18 protein-coding genes and 1 tRNA gene are annotated in these 16,973 nt (G+C 62.9%); 12 read left to right on the top strand and 7 right to left on the bottom strand.

Annotated features, from left to right (window positions below):
* Positions 1-45: 45 nt before the first annotated feature.
* The 5 genes from GDA49_01575 to GDA49_01555 all read left to right on the top strand — a co-directional run bounded on the left by GDA49_01575 (position 46) and on the right by GDA49_01555 (position 5,808).
* The gene (locus GDA49_01575) at positions 46-1,164 is read left to right on the top strand and encodes an ABC transporter ATP-binding protein (protein MBC6439111.1); all 1,119 of its coding nucleotides are present in this window, start codon (positions 46-48) and stop codon (positions 1,162-1,164) included.
* A gap of 171 nt (positions 1,165-1,335) precedes the next feature.
* On the top strand, positions 1,336-2,358 hold the full coding sequence (locus GDA49_01570) for an ABC transporter substrate-binding protein (GenBank protein MBC6439110.1): 1,023 nt from the start codon (positions 1,336-1,338) through the stop codon (positions 2,356-2,358).
* A gap of 79 nt (positions 2,359-2,437) precedes the next feature.
* Entirely contained in the window at positions 2,438-3,697 is a 1,260-nt protein-coding gene (locus tag GDA49_01565; GenBank protein MBC6439109.1) for an ABC transporter permease, read from the top strand.
* A gap of 1 nt (position 3,698) precedes the next feature.
* Positions 3,699-4,526 carry an ABC transporter permease gene (locus GDA49_01560; GenBank protein MBC6439108.1) on the top strand — a complete coding sequence of 276 codons (828 nt, stop codon included), beginning with the start codon at positions 3,699-3,701 and terminating at the stop codon, positions 4,524-4,526.
* 73 nt (positions 4,527-4,599) lie between these two features.
* Entirely contained in the window at positions 4,600-5,808 is a 1,209-nt protein-coding gene (locus GDA49_01555) for a M24 family metallopeptidase (GenBank protein MBC6439107.1), read from the top strand.
* A gap of 317 nt (positions 5,809-6,125) precedes the next feature.
* On the opposite strand, the gene galE is transcribed toward GDA49_01555, so the two are convergent.
* Positions 6,126-7,121, bottom strand: a complete 996-nt coding sequence (gene galE, locus GDA49_01550; GenBank protein ID MBC6439106.1) for a UDP-glucose 4-epimerase GalE — start codon at positions 7,119-7,121, stop codon at positions 6,126-6,128.
* A 98-nt stretch (positions 7,122-7,219) separates the two neighbouring features.
* Between galE and GDA49_01545 the strand changes: the two genes are divergently transcribed.
* Positions 7,220-7,624 (top strand): rhodanese-like domain-containing protein, encoded by a 405-nt coding sequence (locus GDA49_01545; protein MBC6439105.1) that lies wholly within the window; start codon positions 7,220-7,222, stop codon positions 7,622-7,624.
* 370 nt (positions 7,625-7,994) lie between these two features.
* Here the strand turns inward: GDA49_01545 and GDA49_01540 are convergent, their stop codons facing one another.
* The gene (locus tag GDA49_01540) at positions 7,995-9,653 is read right to left on the bottom strand and encodes a BCCT family transporter (GenBank protein MBC6439104.1); all 1,659 of its coding nucleotides are present in this window, start codon (positions 9,651-9,653) and stop codon (positions 7,995-7,997) included.
* Positions 9,654-9,917: 264 nt separating this feature from the next.
* Positions 9,918-10,394: an EamA family transporter gene (locus GDA49_01535; GenBank protein ID MBC6439103.1), complete on the bottom strand. Its 477-nt coding sequence runs from the start codon at positions 10,392-10,394 to the stop codon at positions 9,918-9,920.
* Positions 10,395-10,478: 84 nt separating this feature from the next.
* On the opposite strand from GDA49_01535, the gene GDA49_01530 reads away from it, so the two are divergent.
* Complete coding sequence (locus GDA49_01530; protein MBC6439102.1) at positions 10,479-10,793, top strand: gamma-glutamyltransferase; 315 nt, start codon at positions 10,479-10,481, stop codon at positions 10,791-10,793.
* Positions 10,794-10,863: 70 nt separating this feature from the next.
* Here the strand turns inward: GDA49_01530 and GDA49_01525 are convergent, their stop codons facing one another.
* Positions 10,864-11,499, bottom strand: a complete 636-nt coding sequence (locus tag GDA49_01525) for a LysE family translocator (protein ID MBC6439101.1) — start codon at positions 11,497-11,499, stop codon at positions 10,864-10,866.
* Between the two features lie 213 nt (positions 11,500-11,712).
* Here GDA49_01525 and GDA49_01520 point away from each other — a divergent pair.
* From GDA49_01520 to GDA49_01510, 3 genes are all read left to right on the top strand, one after another.
* Positions 11,713-11,789, top strand: a tRNA-Arg gene (locus GDA49_01520).
* A gap of 374 nt (positions 11,790-12,163) precedes the next feature.
* Positions 12,164-12,322 (top strand): hypothetical protein, encoded by a 159-nt coding sequence (locus GDA49_01515; GenBank protein ID MBC6439100.1) that lies wholly within the window; start codon positions 12,164-12,166, stop codon positions 12,320-12,322.
* The gene (locus tag GDA49_01510) at positions 12,319-12,672 is read left to right on the top strand and encodes a hypothetical protein (GenBank protein MBC6439099.1); all 354 of its coding nucleotides are present in this window, start codon (positions 12,319-12,321) and stop codon (positions 12,670-12,672) included. The genes GDA49_01515 and GDA49_01510 overlap by 4 nt, the downstream gene beginning before the upstream one ends.
* A 64-nt stretch (positions 12,673-12,736) precedes the next feature.
* Here the strand turns inward: GDA49_01510 and GDA49_01505 are convergent, their stop codons facing one another.
* The 3 genes from GDA49_01505 to GDA49_01495 form a co-directional block, all read right to left on the bottom strand.
* The gene (locus GDA49_01505) at positions 12,737-13,474 is read right to left on the bottom strand and encodes an SDR family oxidoreductase (GenBank protein MBC6439098.1); all 738 of its coding nucleotides are present in this window, start codon (positions 13,472-13,474) and stop codon (positions 12,737-12,739) included.
* A 3-nt stretch (positions 13,475-13,477) separates the two neighbouring features.
* Entirely contained in the window at positions 13,478-14,119 is a 642-nt protein-coding gene (locus GDA49_01500; GenBank protein MBC6439097.1) for a heme-binding protein, read from the bottom strand.
* Between the two features lie 126 nt (positions 14,120-14,245).
* Complete coding sequence (locus GDA49_01495) at positions 14,246-14,731, bottom strand: fasciclin domain-containing protein (GenBank protein ID MBC6439096.1); 486 nt, start codon at positions 14,729-14,731, stop codon at positions 14,246-14,248.
* Between the two features lie 144 nt (positions 14,732-14,875).
* Here GDA49_01495 and GDA49_01490 point away from each other — a divergent pair, with 144 nt between their 5' ends.
* Entirely contained in the window at positions 14,876-15,055 is a 180-nt protein-coding gene (locus GDA49_01490) for a hypothetical protein (protein ID MBC6439095.1), read from the top strand.
* A gap of 387 nt (positions 15,056-15,442) precedes the next feature.
* Positions 15,443-16,924 carry a polyphosphate:AMP phosphotransferase gene (gene pap / locus GDA49_01485; GenBank protein ID MBC6439094.1) on the top strand — a complete coding sequence of 494 codons (1,482 nt, stop codon included), beginning with the start codon at positions 15,443-15,445 and terminating at the stop codon, positions 16,922-16,924.
* The last annotated feature ends 49 nt before the right edge of the window (positions 16,925-16,973 follow it).

Below are 16,973 nucleotides of genomic sequence, written 5' to 3'. Positions count from 1 at the left end.
GTCGGAGCCGGAGGACGCCGAGGCTAGGGCAGGACACCAAGAAAGATGACCGATGCAGGCCACAATCGTGCGGGCACAAACCAGCCGCTCGTGCGCTTCGAAAATGTGCAAAAGACTTATGATGGCGAGATTCTGGTCGTCAAAGACCTCAACCTGAATGTCGAGCGCGGCGAGTTTCTGACGCTCTTGGGGCCATCCGGTTCAGGCAAGACCACGACACTGATGATGCTGGCCGGGTTCGAATCCGCGACCCACGGCGACATCATCCTCGACGGTCGTTCGCTGAAGACGGTGCCGCCGCACAAGCGCGACATCGGCATGGTGTTCCAGAACTATGCCCTGTTCCCGCACATGACGGTCTACGAGAACCTCGCGTTCCCGCTGCAGTGTCACAACGTGCCGAAGCCCGAGCAGGAAGAGAAGATCGCCACGGCGCTCGCCATGGTCGAACTCACTGGCTTCCAACATCGTCGTCCGGGCCAGCTTTCCGGCGGGCAGCAGCAGCGTGTGGCGCTGGCGCGCGCACTGGTGTTCCAGCCTCAGATCGTGCTCATGGACGAGCCGCTCGGTGCCCTCGACAAAAAGCTGCGCGAGCAGATGCAGATCGAGATGAAGCACATTCACGAGAACGTCGGCCTCACCTTCGTCTACGTCACACATGACCAGAGTGAAGCGCTGACGATGTCGAACCGCATTGCTGTGTTCAACGACGGCATCATCCAGCAACTCGACTCGCCCGAAGAGCTCTACGAGCGGCCGAAGAACGCGTTCGTGGCGCAGTTTATCGGCGAGAACAATCGTCTGAGCGGCACCATCACGGAAGTGTCGGGCGACAAATGCTCGGTCGAACTGCTGAATGGTCAGACGGTGAAGGCTCAGGCAGTCAATGTTTCTGCGGCCGGCGAAGCGACAACCCTGTCGCTGAGACCCGAAGCAATCGTCGTCGAGCCTTCCGACAGCGACAAGTGCGACGACATCTACCCCGCCGTCGTGCGCGAGCAGATCTACATGGGCGATCACACGCGCGTCCGTGTGGAGGCCTGCGGCCATGACGATTTCGTGATCAAGATGCCGCGCGGCTCCGGCGCACGGCACTTTGACTTGGGGCAGGAAATCAACATCGGCTGGCGGTCGAACGACTGCCGGGCCCTGGACGCGGCCTGATTGTCGGGCCACGTGGCAGCCGCGGGGTCGCGGCTTTAGACTTGTGCGGACGCGCGAGGCGGGGCAAGCTTCCCGCGTGGACCACACAACAACAGGTAACCTTCAAGGGAGATAATCATCATGAAGGGATTTGTAGGAGTATCGGCGGCGGCCCTTATGGGCGTGTCGTTAATGGGTCTGTCGGCGACCTCACCGGCCCAGGCCCAGGACACGATCACGGCGGCTTCCTGGGGCGGTGCCTACTCGGCGAGCCAGCGCGAGGCCTATTACAAGCCCGCCGCCAAGGAAATCGACATGATCGTTCTGGAAGACGAGTGGGGCGGCACCCTCTCCGAGATACGCGTGCAGGTCGAGACCGGCGAGTACAAGTGGCACGTGATCGACAGTGAGTCCGGCACGGCCATGGGCGGCTGCGACGAGGGCCTTCTGGCCGAGCTGGATTGGGACATGCTGGGTGGCATGGAACGTTTCCTCCCGGGTGCTGCGCAGGACTGCGCGGTTGGCACCATCTCGTGGGCCACGATCTACGCCTATGACGGCAACCAGTTCTCGGGCGACAACGCTCCGACGACCGTTGCCGACTTCTTCGACCTCGAGACCTATCCGGGCAAGCGTGGCCTCTACGCCAACTCGGTGACCTCGAGCCTCGAGATGGCCCTGATGGCCGACGGCGTTGCTGCTGACGATGTCTATCAGTATCTCACCGAGAACGAGGACGAGGCGATCGACCGTGCCTTCGCCAAGCTCGACACAATCAAGGACGAGGTGGTCTGGTGGGACTCGGGCGCGATGGCTCCGCAGCTCTTGGCTGACGGCGAAGTTGCGATGACGACCGCTTGGAACGGCCGCATCTACAACGCCATCGTTAACGAAGGTAAGAACTTCATCATCGTCTGGGATGGTCAGACCATCGACTACGATCTCTGGGTCATCCCGGCCGGTCATCCCGAGTATGACCTCGGCATGAAGTTCATCGAGTACGCGAGCCGCCCGGAAGTGATGGCTCGTCAGTCGCAATACATCTCTTATGGTCCGACGACCAACGAGGCGGCTGAGCTCGTCAACCCGGACATTCTGCAGCATCTGCCGACGGCTCCGGCCAACCTGTCGAATGCCCTTTGGGTCGATACCATCTGGTGGGCCGACCGTGAGGAAGAGCTCCTCGAGCGCTTCCAGGTCTGGCGTTCTCAGTAAGACCGACGTTGGGACGGGAGGCGCACCTTGCGCCTCCCGTTTCGCTTAGGATAACCGACTCCAGGCGAGCACAGGCACGATGGCTTCCACGGCTGACACCGATGTCATGATGGCCGCCGATGGCGTGCCCCTGAAGATCAAGCTTCGCCGCGCCGAGCGCATGAAGAAGGTCTGGGCGCTCGTACTTGTTGCGCCGCTGTTCATCTTCATCATGGTCGGGTTCGTCATCCCGATCATCTCTCTGCTGACGCTGTCGGTTGAGGACCCCGAGGTTTCGGAGGCCCTGCCGCGAACGGCCGAGGCATTCAGCGAATGGGATGGCCAGGGCCTTCCGTCGCCCGAACTGATGAAGATCTTCGCCGAGGAGTTGTCCGAGGCGGAGCGTGGCGAATTCGGCCGCGTTTCCAAGCGACTGAACTACGATATCTCGGGCTTCAAATCGATGCTCAAGCGGACGGCGCGCGCCTCCGACGAGCTTGCCCTGCTGCCGCTCGACGAGATCCATCAGGGTTTCATTGACCTCGACGAGGATTGGAACGATCCGCAGTACTGGGCGACAATCAAGAATGCCTCTTCGTACCTCTCTGACTACTACATGCTTTGGGCGCTCGATCTCAAGCGCGACGAAGAAGGAAGTATCACGAGCGTCGACGAGGGCCGGGCGATCTACTTCGAGGTGCTGATCCGCACCGTCGAGATCAGCTTCGCCGTGACCCTGCTGTGCTTCCTGCTCGGTCTGCCGATCGCCTACCTCCTGGCGACGCTGCCGGCGCGCAAGAGCAACCTGCTTCTGATTCTCGTGCTGCTGCCATTCTGGACGTCCCTGCTCGTGCGCACAACCTCCTGGCTCGTGCTGTTGCAGAACGAAGGGCTGGTCAACGACGCGGCAATCTGGATCGGCCTTTGGAACGAGCCGCAGGAACTGATCCGCAACCGTTTCGGCGTCTATGTCGCCATGGTGCATATCCTTCTGCCGTTCATGGTCCTGCCGATGTATTCGGTCATGAAGACCATCAACCCGTGGCACATGCGCGCGGCGGCTTCGCTCGGCGCACCGGGCTGGAAGGCTTTTCTTAAGGTCTACTTCCCGCAATGTCTGCCGGGCGTGGGTGCCGGCACCCTGCTCGTCTTCATTCTGTCGCTCGGCTATTACATCACACCGGCGCTGGTGGGCGGTCCGAACGATCAGATGATCAGCTACTGGATCGTGCAGAACATGAACACCTTGGCGAACTGGGGTCTGGGAGCCGCACTCTCGATGGTGCTGCTGGTCCTGACCATGGTGATGTTCTTCATCTACAACCGCTTTGTCGGCATCGACAGACTGAAGGTGAACTGACATGGCCCTTCCGTCCTACGCAACGCCCCTCGACAAGGCGTGGTACATTTCCTTCCGCGTGATCTGCGCGGCGATCTTCGCCTTCCTGATCATCCCGATACTGGTGATCATCCCGCTCAGCTTCAATTCGGAGCCCTACTTCACCTATCCCATGCCCGGGTTCTCGCTGCGCTGGTACGAGGAATTCTTCACCAGTCAGCAATGGCTTCTGGGCCTGAAGAACAGCATCGTGGTCGGTGTTTTCGCGACGCTGGTCGCCTCGGTCCTGGGTACACTCGCCGCGCTCGGTCTCAATCGCGCCGAGTATCCGGGCAAGTCGGCGATCCTCGCCGTACTGATCTCGCCGATCATTGTGCCGATCGTCATCACGGCGGCGGGCATGTTCTATTTCTACGCCAAGATCGGCCTGACCGGCTCGCTTGCGGGCCTGGTCTTCGCCCATGCAACGATCGGCGTGCCCTTTGTGGTGATCACCGTGTCGGCGACGCTGGCCGGCTTCGACAACAACCTGGTGCGCGCTGCCGCGAGTCTTGGCGCCAGCCCGGTACGAACGTTCCAGAAGGTCACGATGCCGCTGATCCTGCCGGGTATCGTCTCGGGCGGTCTCTTCGCTTTCATCACGTCCTGGGACGAGCTGGTCATCGCGATCTTCCTCGCCACCACGGAGGAGCACACGCTGCCCCGACGTATGTGGTCAGGCATCCGCGAGATGCTCTCGCCGACGATCATGGCGGTTGCCACCCTGCTGATCCTGACCTCAATCGCCCTGATGGTGACCATGGAGCTGCTGCGCCGCCGCACCGAGCGCCTGCGCGGCATCACGAACTGACCGAACACGCAACCCGAACGAACACAAGCCGCGGGTCACGACGATCCGCGGCTTTCTCATGGGGAGAACCAACATGAGCGATCTCAAGGATCTTCTTGTCATCGAAAACGGCGAACGGGCGAGCGGCACGTTCTCCGAAGTCGAGATGGCGAGCCGCCTGGCCAGGCTTCGGACTCACATGGCGGAGGCCGGCCTCGACGCGGTCGTCTTCACGTCGATGCACAATATCCACTACTACTCGGACTTCCTCTATTGCAGCTTCGGCCGTCCCTATGCGCTCGTCGTCACCGGCGAACGGGCCACCACGGTCGCGGCCAACATCGACTACGGCCAGCCCTGGCGCCGCAGCGGTGACAACCTGACCTACACCGACTGGCGACGGGACAACTATGTCCGGGCCGTGCAGCAGCTCGCCGGAGACGCGAAACGGATCGGTGTCGAACACGACCACATCAGTGCCGAGAACCTCGACAAGCTGAAGACGGCCCTCTCAGGCGCATCCTTCGAAAACGTCGCGCCGGGCGTTATGCGCCTGCGCATGATCAAGTCCGACGAGGAGATCGCCCTGATCGAGAGCGCCGCGGCCATTGCCAACATCGGCGGCGAGGCGAGCGCGGCGGCGATCGCACCCGGCGTCGCCGAGCACGAGATCGCGCTTGCCGGGACCAATGCCATGGTGCGAGAGATCGCGCGCCGCCATCCTGACAGCGAAATCCGGGACACCTGGGTCTGGTTCCAGTCGGGCATCAACACCGACGGCGCCCATAATCCGGTGACGACCCGCCGCATGGAAGCCGGCGACATCCTGTCGCTCAACTGCTTCCCGATGGTCGCCGGCTACTACGTCGCGCTGGAACGAACGCTGTTCTGCGATCACGCCAGCGATGCCCACCTGCGCTACTGGGAAATCAACTGCGAGGTCTACGACCACGGCCTCACGCTGATCAAACCGGGCATGCGGTGCTGCGACATCGCCGCGGAACTCAACGAGATCTATGCTCGTCACGGTGTGCTCGACAAGCGCACCTTCGGCTACGGCCACAGCTTCGGCGTGCTGTCCCACTACTACGGACGCGAAGCAGGCCTGGAACTGCGCGAGGACATCGAGACCGTGCTTGAGCCCAACATGGTGGTCTCCATGGAACCGATGATCACGATCCCCGAGGGCGAACCCGGCGCTGGCGGCTACCGCGAGCACGACATCCTGGTTGTCACCGAAGACGGCGCACGCAACATCACCGGCTTTCCCGTCGGCCCGGAGAAGAACATCATCAAGGGCTGATGATCACGTCACCGGCTCGCTGTAGCGGTCCTGAACGGCCCCGGCAGGCCCGACCGTGTGCCCCCGCAGGGAAGCGATGCGCCGGGCGCTGACCCGTGAGGTTGAACGGCACGGTGAACCGCATGTCCTGGGCCTGCTTCATGAAGGCGTTGATCTTCGGCTCCATGGCATCGCGCCGCGCGAGATGTGCATGTGCGGGCGGCGGCGAACGGCGAAAGCAAGCCGTTGCGATAGCGCACAACCGTTTCGGTCGCCGTCATGTAACAGAGGTCGAGGTCGGTCATGGCGTCCCCGCATTCGGGTCGCAATGTCGCCGTTCAGATGCATGGGCCCGAACGGTCGAATCCCTGGCCGAAACGAGCCTGCTGCCAGCGCCAGGCATCGACGACCTGGCTTTCGATTCCGCGTCCGGGCTCCCAACCGAGCGTCTCTCCGGCCGCACGATTGGAGCAGACCAGAACAGGCGGATCGCCCGAACGGCGTGGTCCGATGGTTTCCGGAATGGCGTGACCGGTGACGGTACGCGCGATCTCGATGATCTCGCGCACGGACGTGCCGGATCCGGTGCCCAGGTTCAAGGCGCGGCTGTCGCCGCCGGCCAGCAGATGTTGCAGCGCCGCGACATGCGCATCGGCGAGATCGGTGACATGGATATAGTCGCGCACGCAGGTACCGTCGGGCGTGGCGTAGTCGTCGCCGAACACCGTGATCGTGCTCCGGCGACCCAGCGCGACATCGAGGACAATCGGAATCAGATGGGTTTCCGGCTCATGACTTTCGCCGGTCTCGCCATCGGCATCGGCGCCGGCGGCGTTGAAGTAGCGCAGCGCCATCCACTTGAGATCAGACGCGGCCAGGGCCCGTTCGATCGCCAGCTTCGTTTCGCCGTAGGGGTTGATCGGCGCAAGCGCGACATCTTCATGGATCGGAACGACATCGGGCTCGCCGTAGACCGCAGCCGTGCTCGAGAACACGATCGTGCCGACTCCGTGGCGCGCCATGGCGGCGAACAGCGATTGTGAACCCTCGACGTTGTTGCGACGGTACCGTTCGGGCTCACGCACCGACTCGGCGACCACGCTGAGGGCCGCAAAGTGCAGGACGGCGATGGGTTCATGCGATGAAAACACCGTATCGAGCAGGGCGCCGTCGAGAATGTCGCCTTCTTCGAGCGGTCCCCACCGGACCAGATCACGGTGTCCGGTCGACAGGTTGTCGTACACGACAGGCTCGTAGCCCGCCGATGCCAAGGCTTTGCAGGCATGACTTCCGACAAAGCCCGCACCACCCGTAACCAGAACTTTCGAACGCAACACTCTCTCCCGAAACCAGGGAGCTTCTATATCACAAAACCGGCGCGTGTCACCGCCCGCAGTGCTAGGTTTGCCGGCGTCAGGCAAGGAGAGTTGCGATGGGCCTCAAGACCACAGTGAAGGACATGGTTGCCGCTGCCGATGCGGAGGTCGAGACGGTCGATATCGAGACCGCCAAGGGGCTGCTGGGCGACGAAAGCGTACTCTTCGTCGACATCCGGGACGTCCGCGAACTCGACCGCGAAGGCATGATCCCCGGCGCGCTCCACGCACCCCGCGGCATGCTCGAGTTCTGGGTCGACCCTGAGAGCCCCTATCACAAGGAGGTCTTCGCGAGCGGAAAGAAGTTCGTCTTCTACTGTGCCTCGGCCTGGCGCTCGGCACTGGCCACCAAGGCCCTGCAGGACATGGGCCTCGAACCGGTCGCGCATCTGGGCGGCGGCTTCACGGCCTGGCGTGACGCCGGCGGTGAGATTGTCGAGCGGCCATCGAAGAAGGGTTGACTCTTCTTCGGTTTGGCAAGACCCCGCTTGCTACCGGTCTTGCGGACAAAGCGCGCCTGCTTCCCGGCCTTCCACGCCTCCAGGAAGGCCAGGAATTCGGCGGCGAGCAGCCCCCTGCCCTGGACACGCTGCACCACCTGGGCACGCTGCCGTCACCCTCGACCTCGAAGATGACGGGTCCCTTGGCGCTCATGGCAATGTCCCAGCCCTCAATCCAGAGTGCCGGGAAGGTCTGCGCCGCATCGAGGCCGACCTCCCGCATGCGCTCCCTGTCGGGCATCTGCATGCCGACGAGCGGCACGACGGACCGAACACGGCCTCCAAACACCGGGCCATACGAGGGATCACTCCCCCACGAAACCAAAAGTCGTCAGGCGTGGAGATCCTGGGCCATGCGCGTTCCATCCGGAGCCGACGTCTCCTCTGGAATCGGCGCAGCACTGGGATCCTCGTGGAGCGACTTAACGATGCCGTAGGCCATCATCAGCATGATGACACTGACCGGCAGCGCCGCCGCGATCGAGGCTGTCTGCAAGGCCGCCAGGCCACCTGCCATCAGCAGCACCGCGGCGACGAAGCCCTCGCCCAAGCCCCACACGATGCGGAAACGCTCGGGCGGGTTGTCGTCGCCCATGCTGAGCATGGTGGTGATGACCAGCGTGCCGGAGTCCGACGAGGTGATGAACCAGGTGGCCAGAAGGAACGTCGCGAGTGCGGCCATGATCCAGTTGAGCCAGCCGAGGTTTGTGACTTGGTCGATCGTGCCGTAGAGTGCGCCCGGCAGGTTCCAGTTGCGAACGAGGTCTGCGATACCGGCCGTGCCGACGCCACCGGCGGCGTTCATCTCCATCCACATGGCGGTGCCACCGAAGATGCAGAGCCAGAAGAACGCAATCGTGGTCGGCACGAACATCACGCCCACCATGAACTCTCGGATCGTCCGGCCGCGGCTGATGCGCGCGATGAACATGCCCACGAACGGCGCCCAGGAAATCCACCAGCCCCAGTAGAAGATGGTCCAGCCACCCTGCCAGGCAGCGTCGCCGGAGCTGTTGAAGGTCTGGAAGCCCATCGGGATGACGTTCCACAGGTAGTCGCCCGCGGTCGTCACGAAGAAACCCATCAGCCAGCCGAAGGGCCCGCCGAACATGAAGAACGCCAGCAGCGCGACGCTGAGCCAGATGTTCCACTCGGAGATGATGCGGATGCCGTTGCCGACGCCCGACACCGCCGAAAGCGTCGCGACCACGGAGATCACACCGATCAGGATGACCTGGGTGGTAATGCCTGCATCGATGCCAAACAGATGATTCAGACCAGCCGCCATCTGGCTGACGCCGAGACCGAGCGAGGTCGCCACGCCGAACACCGTGCCGAACACGGCCAGCAGGTCGACCGCATGGCCGATCGGTCCGTAGATCTTGTCGCCGATGATCGGATAGAGCGCCGAGCGCAGGGTCAGCGGCAGCTTCTTGCGGAAGCCGAAATAGGCCAGGCACAGACCGATCATCACGTAGACCGCCCAGCCGTGGAACCCCCAGTGGAAGTAGGTCACGCGCATCGCCGCGATGGCGCGCTGCTCGTTCATCTCCGCCGCAGCAGCACCCATCTGGTCGGCGAACGGATTGTTCGGATAACCCCAGGGTTCCGTGTTGTCGAAGTAGAACATCGGCTCGGCGATACCGAAGAACAGCAGTCCAATGCCGACGCCCGCGCTGAACAGCATCGCGAACCAGGAGAAGTTCGAGAATTCAGGCTTGCTGTCGTCGTCGCCCAGCTTGACGTGCCCGAACTTCGAGAACATCAGATAGAAGCAGACAAAAAGCATCACCGTGACGGCGCTGATATAGTACCAGTTGAGCGCGGATTCGATCCAACCGCGCACACCCGAGTAGATGCCGTTGGCAAACTCGACGTTGAGCGCCGTGAAGATGACGAAGACCACGACCATGGCCTTCGCAGCGATCCCCATGCCGCTGTGCAAACCTTTGAAGATGCCGCTTTGCGCGACAAGATCCTGATTGGACATTAGAAGACTCCCTCTTGGTGTTCGGCTCCCAGACAGGGGACCTGGACGTGCGGGTGACGTCTGCCTCCGGGCCGTTCGGTTCGCCTTGTTCTTGTCCATAGAAGGCGACCACCGCTGACCGTATCACCCGCCTCTCGATCCGTTGTGGACTATTACAGGCTATAGACTGGTCGCCACGCGTCAACGTGATAACCAATCTAAAAGTCTAGGCGTCCAAACGCGTCCAAGTTGTCCAGTTACGACACCCTTTTAGACCCAACCGGGTTACACATGCCCGCTTCCGCGATACTCGGCGAACATAACCACGATCCCGCCGACGATCATCGCGGTACCGATCATCTGCATCATCGTCAGCCGTTCCTTGAAGATGAAGAAGGAGACAATCAGTGTGATCACGATCGTGCCCGTGACCACGGTCGGGATCACGATGTTGGCCGGCAGCGGCTTGATCCCGCCGACACCGCCGAAGATGTAGAAGTAGCAGACCTCCGCCGCGCCGATGCAGACGCCCGCCGCGACGGCGTAGATATAGGCAGGCTGGCTGAGCTTGAACGTGTGCCCACCCTGCAGGTTGAGATAGACAAGAAAGGCCGTGGCCGTTGTGACAGCCCCGGCCTGCAGGCAAAGTGTTGCGAGAATCGTCGTCGTCGCTTCGGCTGGCATGTGGCTGCCGGACGCCTTCACGAAAAGGTTGTAGCCCGCATAGGTCAGGGTCACGAGGGTCAGAAGAACGATCGCCATGTCTTGCTCCGTCAGCGCAGGAACCGATCCTGGACCGAGACCCGGCCTCGTGCCAGTGTGACAAGCACGCAAGGGAGGCGGCAGATGCAGGTGGCCGGACAGCAGGACTGGCGCAACGAGGCGGACAGCGCGCGCGGCGTCATGCACGGTATGGCCCTGGGCGACGCCGTGACGGCACCGAAGGTTCACAGCCAATCGACCGAAACCTTCGTCGACGAACGCCTGCCCGACAACGTGAAGGCATCTCTGGCCGCCATGGGCCACAGGATATGGGAGCAGCGGGACCACCCCGGCCTCAATGCCTTCCGACGCGTTTGTGCCGTGAGCCGGGAAACGGACGACAGCAGGCTTCACGGTGCCTCATTCCCCGGCTGGCGCTGTGACGCCATGGCCATCTGATGAAAGGAGACAGGATGGGGAGCCGCGAACGAAGGTCTTGGGAGGGTGAGGATTCATCCCATAGCGGGACTCAGCCGGCGGAGAGCCGGGCGTCCAGGACCAGGCCGAAGGCGACGAGGAACAGCAGGGTACCGAGGATGCGGTCGATCAGGACGCCGTTGCGCCGGAGCCATGGGAGCACGCCCGAACCAGTCAGCAGCAGCGCGACGATGAGATACCAGAGCGTGTCGATCGCACCCGCCGTGACGGCGACCAGGACCTTCGCACTCCAGGGGCCCGCCTCACCAACGAACGGGCTGAAGAGCGCCAAGAAGAAGGCAGCGATCTTCGGATTGATGAAGGCGATGGCGAACCCTTCCGCGAAGCCGCGCCGGCCCGGGGGCGACGGCGCATGCTCGCCCACGTCGCCCGCGCCCGGTTTCAGGCTGACGCGCCAAAGCGAGAGGCCGATCCAGACAAGCAGTGCGGCACCGGACCAGAGTGCGACCTCCTGCAGGGGCGGCCAGGCCAGCATGACAACGGCGAGACCGGTGACGGCGGCAAACGCGTAGAACGTGATGCCAAGACCGTGCCCGAGGGCTGCCATGACACCCTGCATCCGTCCGCCCGCACGCACGTTGCGCACCATGACAGCAAGACTCGGTCCCGGAGATATCGCACCCATGGCGCACACAAGCGCGATCTGCAGCCAGGCACTGAACTCCATCGAACGCTCCAATCGAACGGCGGCGAGGGCTACACTTCCGCAGGTCCAGCGGCAAGGGGGGAACCATGACGCTGTCACGTGATGAAGCCGAAGCGCTCTGCCGCACCCCGGCACCCGCCTTCGAGTCGAGTCCCGGTCAGAGATCGTCGCAGAGCTCGACTGAGCGGGCGTGCGGTGGCGAGATCAGCGCGATTCTGGTATCGTCCGCCACAAGCGCCCGTAGCTCAGCAGGATAGAGCACAGGATTCCTAATCCTGGGGTCGCAGGTTCGAATCCTGCCGGGCGCGCCATGTCCTCCGCACCGACGAGTCGCGGTATAGTCGGCCTCCACGGCGGTTCAGTGCAGCGGCTCACCGAAAACCAGACGCTGACTCAAAATGGGTCAGACGAAACCGGAATCCTGGGTGCCCAGAATCTTGGGTGCACTGAAGGCCGATCGAAGGGACGCTCACCCAGGCGGCTTGCAGGCGAAACGATACTCCATCTCAATGCAGTATTCGTCGACCCAACGCTGCCAATTCACGGCCACGGCACGTCGAGGTGAGGCCTTACGGAGACATGTCGCCGCCGGGTTGGGGGCTGCGTCGCTCGCATGGTCCGTCTGTGTAATCCCCTTTCGCCTCTCGTCCGTATGAGAGGTTCAACAGCAATCAGGAGAGCGTCCATGCCAATTACCCGCGACAACACAGAAGACCGAACCTCACTGCCCTACCGCACGCCCCTCCGTCAGGGCCTTGGCCTGACACCGCTTGCGGGCGTCGATGCCATGGGCCAGCGCATCGTCCGCATTCGCCAGACGGCACGCCGGGACGAACGATCATGACCCGAACCTCTGACCCGACGACCGGGGGCCCCGGCATCTACCGCCCCAGTATCTACCGCATGGTGATGGACCCCTCGGTCAACCCGCTGCGCGCGCTGCCGCCAGGCCAGCGTTTTCAACTCATGAGCACACTCGCCATGATGTGGACGGCAATCTTCTGTGCGGCCACCGGCGCATGGCTCTGGTACGGCGAGCTGATCGTCGGCCATATCCTTGTGGCCGCCGGCTTCATCATCACCGGCATGACCTTCCGCAATGCGACCAAAGGCACCCAACGCCGCGTCGCGACCCATCGCGATCAACCGGCGCACGACGGAACGACTCGTTACGACGACGTCTGGGGCGGCTGATCCGCCACGGCTTCACGAAAGGCCAGCGGTGCAATCGCCCGCTGGCCTTTTTCGTTGGCGTACATCAGGGAGGGACGGATGTTCCGTCCCAGGCGAAGACCCGCCCTGAATCCGATGGCTGCAGGCGATCGACGACAGCAAGCAGACGTCGCGTCGCGTCGTCAGGTTGGAAAATGTGGCGTTTTCCCGAGCGCAGAAAGGGCTCTGAAAGGGGGCTCTCGACAGTGCCGGGATGCAGCCCGATACACACCGCATGCGGCCACGACCGTGCAAGCTCGATGGCGGCGCAGCTCAGGATCATGTTGAGCGCCGCCTTCGACGCGCGATAGCCGTACCAGCCGCCCAGCTCATTGTCGCCAATGCTTCCGACGCGGGCCGACAACGCGGCAAACACAGCCTTCCGATCCCGCGCAAGGCACGGCAGCAGGTGTTTCGCGAGCATGGCCGGTCCGATCGTGTTGATACGGAACAGGCGCTCCAACGTTCCCGGATCGATTTCCCGCCATCTCTTCTCCGGCATGACGTCCGCACCGTCGTGAAGCATACCGGTGGCGACGATTACCAGATCGAGCGGCGTATCGTCACGTCTCAGGGCGGATGCAAGTGCGGCGATGTCGTCTTCGTTTTCGAGATCGAGAGTTCTATGCCCCTCACCGGTCGTGATCGCCCCGCGCGCCGTTGTCACCAGCCTGTTACATCGCGGATCGTTCGCCAGCGCCACGGCAAAGCCATGCCCGATGGCACCCGAAGCGCCGACGATCAGTGCGCTGTAACCGTCACGCAGGCTGCGCAGCGACGCCAAGGTTCACGAGACCGGCGGGCTGATCTCGACCGCCACTTCGTTGCGACGGAACCAGGGCAGCGTCCACGGCGGGTCGTAGAAGTAGCTGACCGTTTCTCCCGTCGTCGTCATGCCGCGCACCTCAAGCAGTGCCAGCAGCTCGACTTCACGCCTGTCGATGGCCGCTTCGGACCGCGAACCCGAAAAGGTCAGCACGGCCATTGTCTGGCCTGGCAGCGTGACGATCGAGACCCGATCGTCGGTCGGGCGCGGGGCGTTCTGCGCGTTGTAGCGTGCAGGCAGGAAGAAACGCATCGTCATGGACCCGTTCTCTTCGATACCCGTCTCGACGGGCGCCGTCATGGCAATCCCGGTCGGCTCCGAAACCGTCTCGACCGGCACCGTCATGGCGATCCCGGTTTCGCCTTCGTTGGCGCCGGTGATGTAATCGAACAGGAGGCGGAAGGCCGTGTTGCGAGCACCTTCGGAATCGCCGCCGGGCACCACGGCCTGTACGGCGAGGCGGTTGCCGTAGCGTCGGACTTCGGCCTCGTCGGTGAGGCGTGCCATCACCTCGTAAGGCGGCGTCTCGAGATCGCCATGGTCTCCGACGACCGAACAGCCGACGATCAGGACCGATGCGGCCAGGGTGACGATCGTTCTCATGGGCCTTCTACGCGGGATGTGAGAGATCCGATGGCTGGAAAACGCAGGATGGGGGCGCGACGTGCACGCCCCCTCTGCGAAACGACGTGCCGCGAAACAACATGATCCGATCAGGACATGATCCGATCAGGGGATCAGAACGGTGTCGATGACGTGGATGACACCGTTGGAGGTCTTGATGTCGGCCACGATCACCTTCGCTTCGTTGACCTCGACACCATCGGTGGCGTCGATCGAGAGGTCCTCACCCTGAACGGTGGCGGCATTGATCTGCTTGCCGGCGATATCGCCCGACATCACCTTACCCGGCACAACGTGATAGGTCAGCACGGCAACCAGCATCTCGCGGTTCTCCGGCTTCAGCAAGTCTTCGACCGTGCCCTCCGGCAGCCTGGCGAAGGCCTCATCGGTCGGCGCGAACACCGTGAATGGGCCGTCACCCTGCAGTGTCTCGACCAGGCCGGCAGCCTCAACCGCGGCAATCAGGGTCATGAAGTTGCCGTCGGACACGGCGGTGTCGACAATGTCCTTGCTGCCGTGCATACCGGCCTCAACCATGGCGGTCGCAGCCATCATCGCACCGACAGCCATCACAGAGACTTTCCTGAACATGGGAACTCCTTGTGCTTGTGTGTGTTGGGGGATCACTCCCTCCCTACGCAGGCTTTTCGAAACTGGATGATACCGGTGTTTCGCGATCGCACTGATCGGACATCACGCCGAGGACGTACCAGTCTCAGCCAAAGGAGAACGATCATGTATGTCCGACACGCCGATCTCGAACAGGCCGCCCTTCTCCAGATGATGGCCGAGGAAATCCTCGCCGCTGGCGATCCGACCGATGAGCAGACCCTGCGCGCAGAGGAAATGCATGGTCTCGCCGCGACCCTGATCCTGCGTTCCGACACGGCCTGTCTCGGCAACGACCTTCTGTAATCCGCATCGGCCCGGAGCGTTCGCACAGAAATCAGCCGGGGCGCTCTCGCAGGGTTCACTGGCACCGATCAGCGCCTCGCCGATGCTGCCGACCAGATCGCCGGCAGCCACTCCGACATGAGGGTTCCGACATCACGATTGAGCAGGCTGCCTGTGATCGTCACGGGCGTCAGAAGACGCAACAGCGCATGACCGAGCCCCCTGGGGTCGCCTTGGGGTCGATCCCGCACGCCGGTCATTCAGATTGTCGAAAACGACGAGAGCCGCATCGTCTGTTTGACCCCAAGATCGGTTTGACCCTGGGACAAGCTCCCGCTGCAACGATCGGATCAGGATGTCACTGTGGCATCATGGGAGTCGACGAACGCGCAGACGGGAGTTGCAGGAATGTTCGAGGCAGCGGAACTCGGTCATCGGATCGACAAGAAGACCTACAAGGCCGAGCAGCCGGCCCTGCGCGAGGCCCTGCTGAAGGCGCAGTTCAAGCTGGCGGAATCCAGGGCCTTTCCCGTCATTATTCTGATCGGCGGCGTCGACGGCACCGGCAAGGGCCCGACCGTCAACACACTCAACGAATGGATGGATCCTCGTCTGATAGAGACCAACGGCATGGGTGCCGCCACCGACGAGGAAGACGAGCGGCCCTACATGTGGCGGTTCTGGCGGGCGCTGCCGCCGCGCGGCAAGATCGGCATCTTCTTCGGTTCCTGGTACACGCGGCCCATCATTGACCGGGTCTGCGACAAGAGCGACGACGGCGACCTCGAACGCCAGCTCGACGAGATCATCCGCTTCGAGACCATGCTGGCCGCCGAAGGCGCGCTGATCATGAAGTTCTGGTTTCACCTCTCGAAGACGTCGCAGAAGCGTCGGCTGAAGACGCTGGAGAAGGACAGGCACAACCGTTGGCGCGTCACCGACAAGGACTGGGAGCGGCTCAGGATGTACGACGCTTTCCGCTCAGTGTCGGAACTCGCCCTGCGACGGACCAATCGCGGCCACGCGCCGTGGATCGTTGTTGAGGGCCTCGACGCGTTCTACCGCAACATCACCGTTGGACGGACCTTGCTGGCGGCCTTGAACGACCGTCTGGAGGGCGAACCTCCGAAATTCGGTCTGGCTGCACCGCCACCGATTCCCAGCGCGGATGGGCGCGAGGTGCTCGACAGCGTCGACCTCACTGCCAGCATTCCGAAGAAGGACTATGAAAAGCGGCTGATCGAACTGCGGGGCCGGCTCAACCTGCTGTCACGTAACAAACACTTCCGGAAGCGGGCCCTCGTTGCCGTCTTCGAGGGGCATGACGCCGCCGGCAAGGGCGGCTCGATCCGTCGCGTCACCGCGGCGCTCGATGCACGCTTCTGCAGAGTCGTCCGCATCGCGGCACCGACCGAAGAAGAGCGGCTCCATCCCTACCTCTGGCGCTTCTGGCGCCACATCCCCCGCCACGGGCACATGACCATTTTCGATCGGTCCTGGTACGGCCGCGTGCTTGTCGAGCGCGTCGAGGGATTCGCGGCGGAATACGACTGGATGCGGGCCTATGGCGAAATCAACGACTTCGAAGAGACACTCGCCAACCACGGCATCATCGTCGCGAAGTTCTGGCTGACGATCGACCGGGACGAGCAGAACCGACGCTTCGAGGAGCGCAGGACGACGGGTTACAAGCGTTACAAGCTGACCGACGAGGACCTGCGCAACCGCGCCCGCTGGGACGACTACTATCACGCCATCGGCGACATGGTGGAGCAGACCAGCACCAGCGTTGCGCCCTGGACCCTGGTTGCGGCCAATGACAAGCGCCACGCCCGCATTACCGTGCTCGAAACGCTGTGTCAGCGCCTTGAGCACGCATTCGACCGCTGATGTCGACTCTTGCATGCGTCAGGAGCCGGATCGCGATCTTTTGTGTGGC

Source organism: Rhodospirillales bacterium (genome assembly GCA_014323865.1).
In the GTDB taxonomy this organism is placed as follows: domain Bacteria; phylum Pseudomonadota; class Alphaproteobacteria; order SP197; family SP197; genus SP197.
The sequence above is the reverse complement of the archived record's forward strand: the minus strand, read 5'-3'. Positions and strand labels throughout refer to the sequence as shown.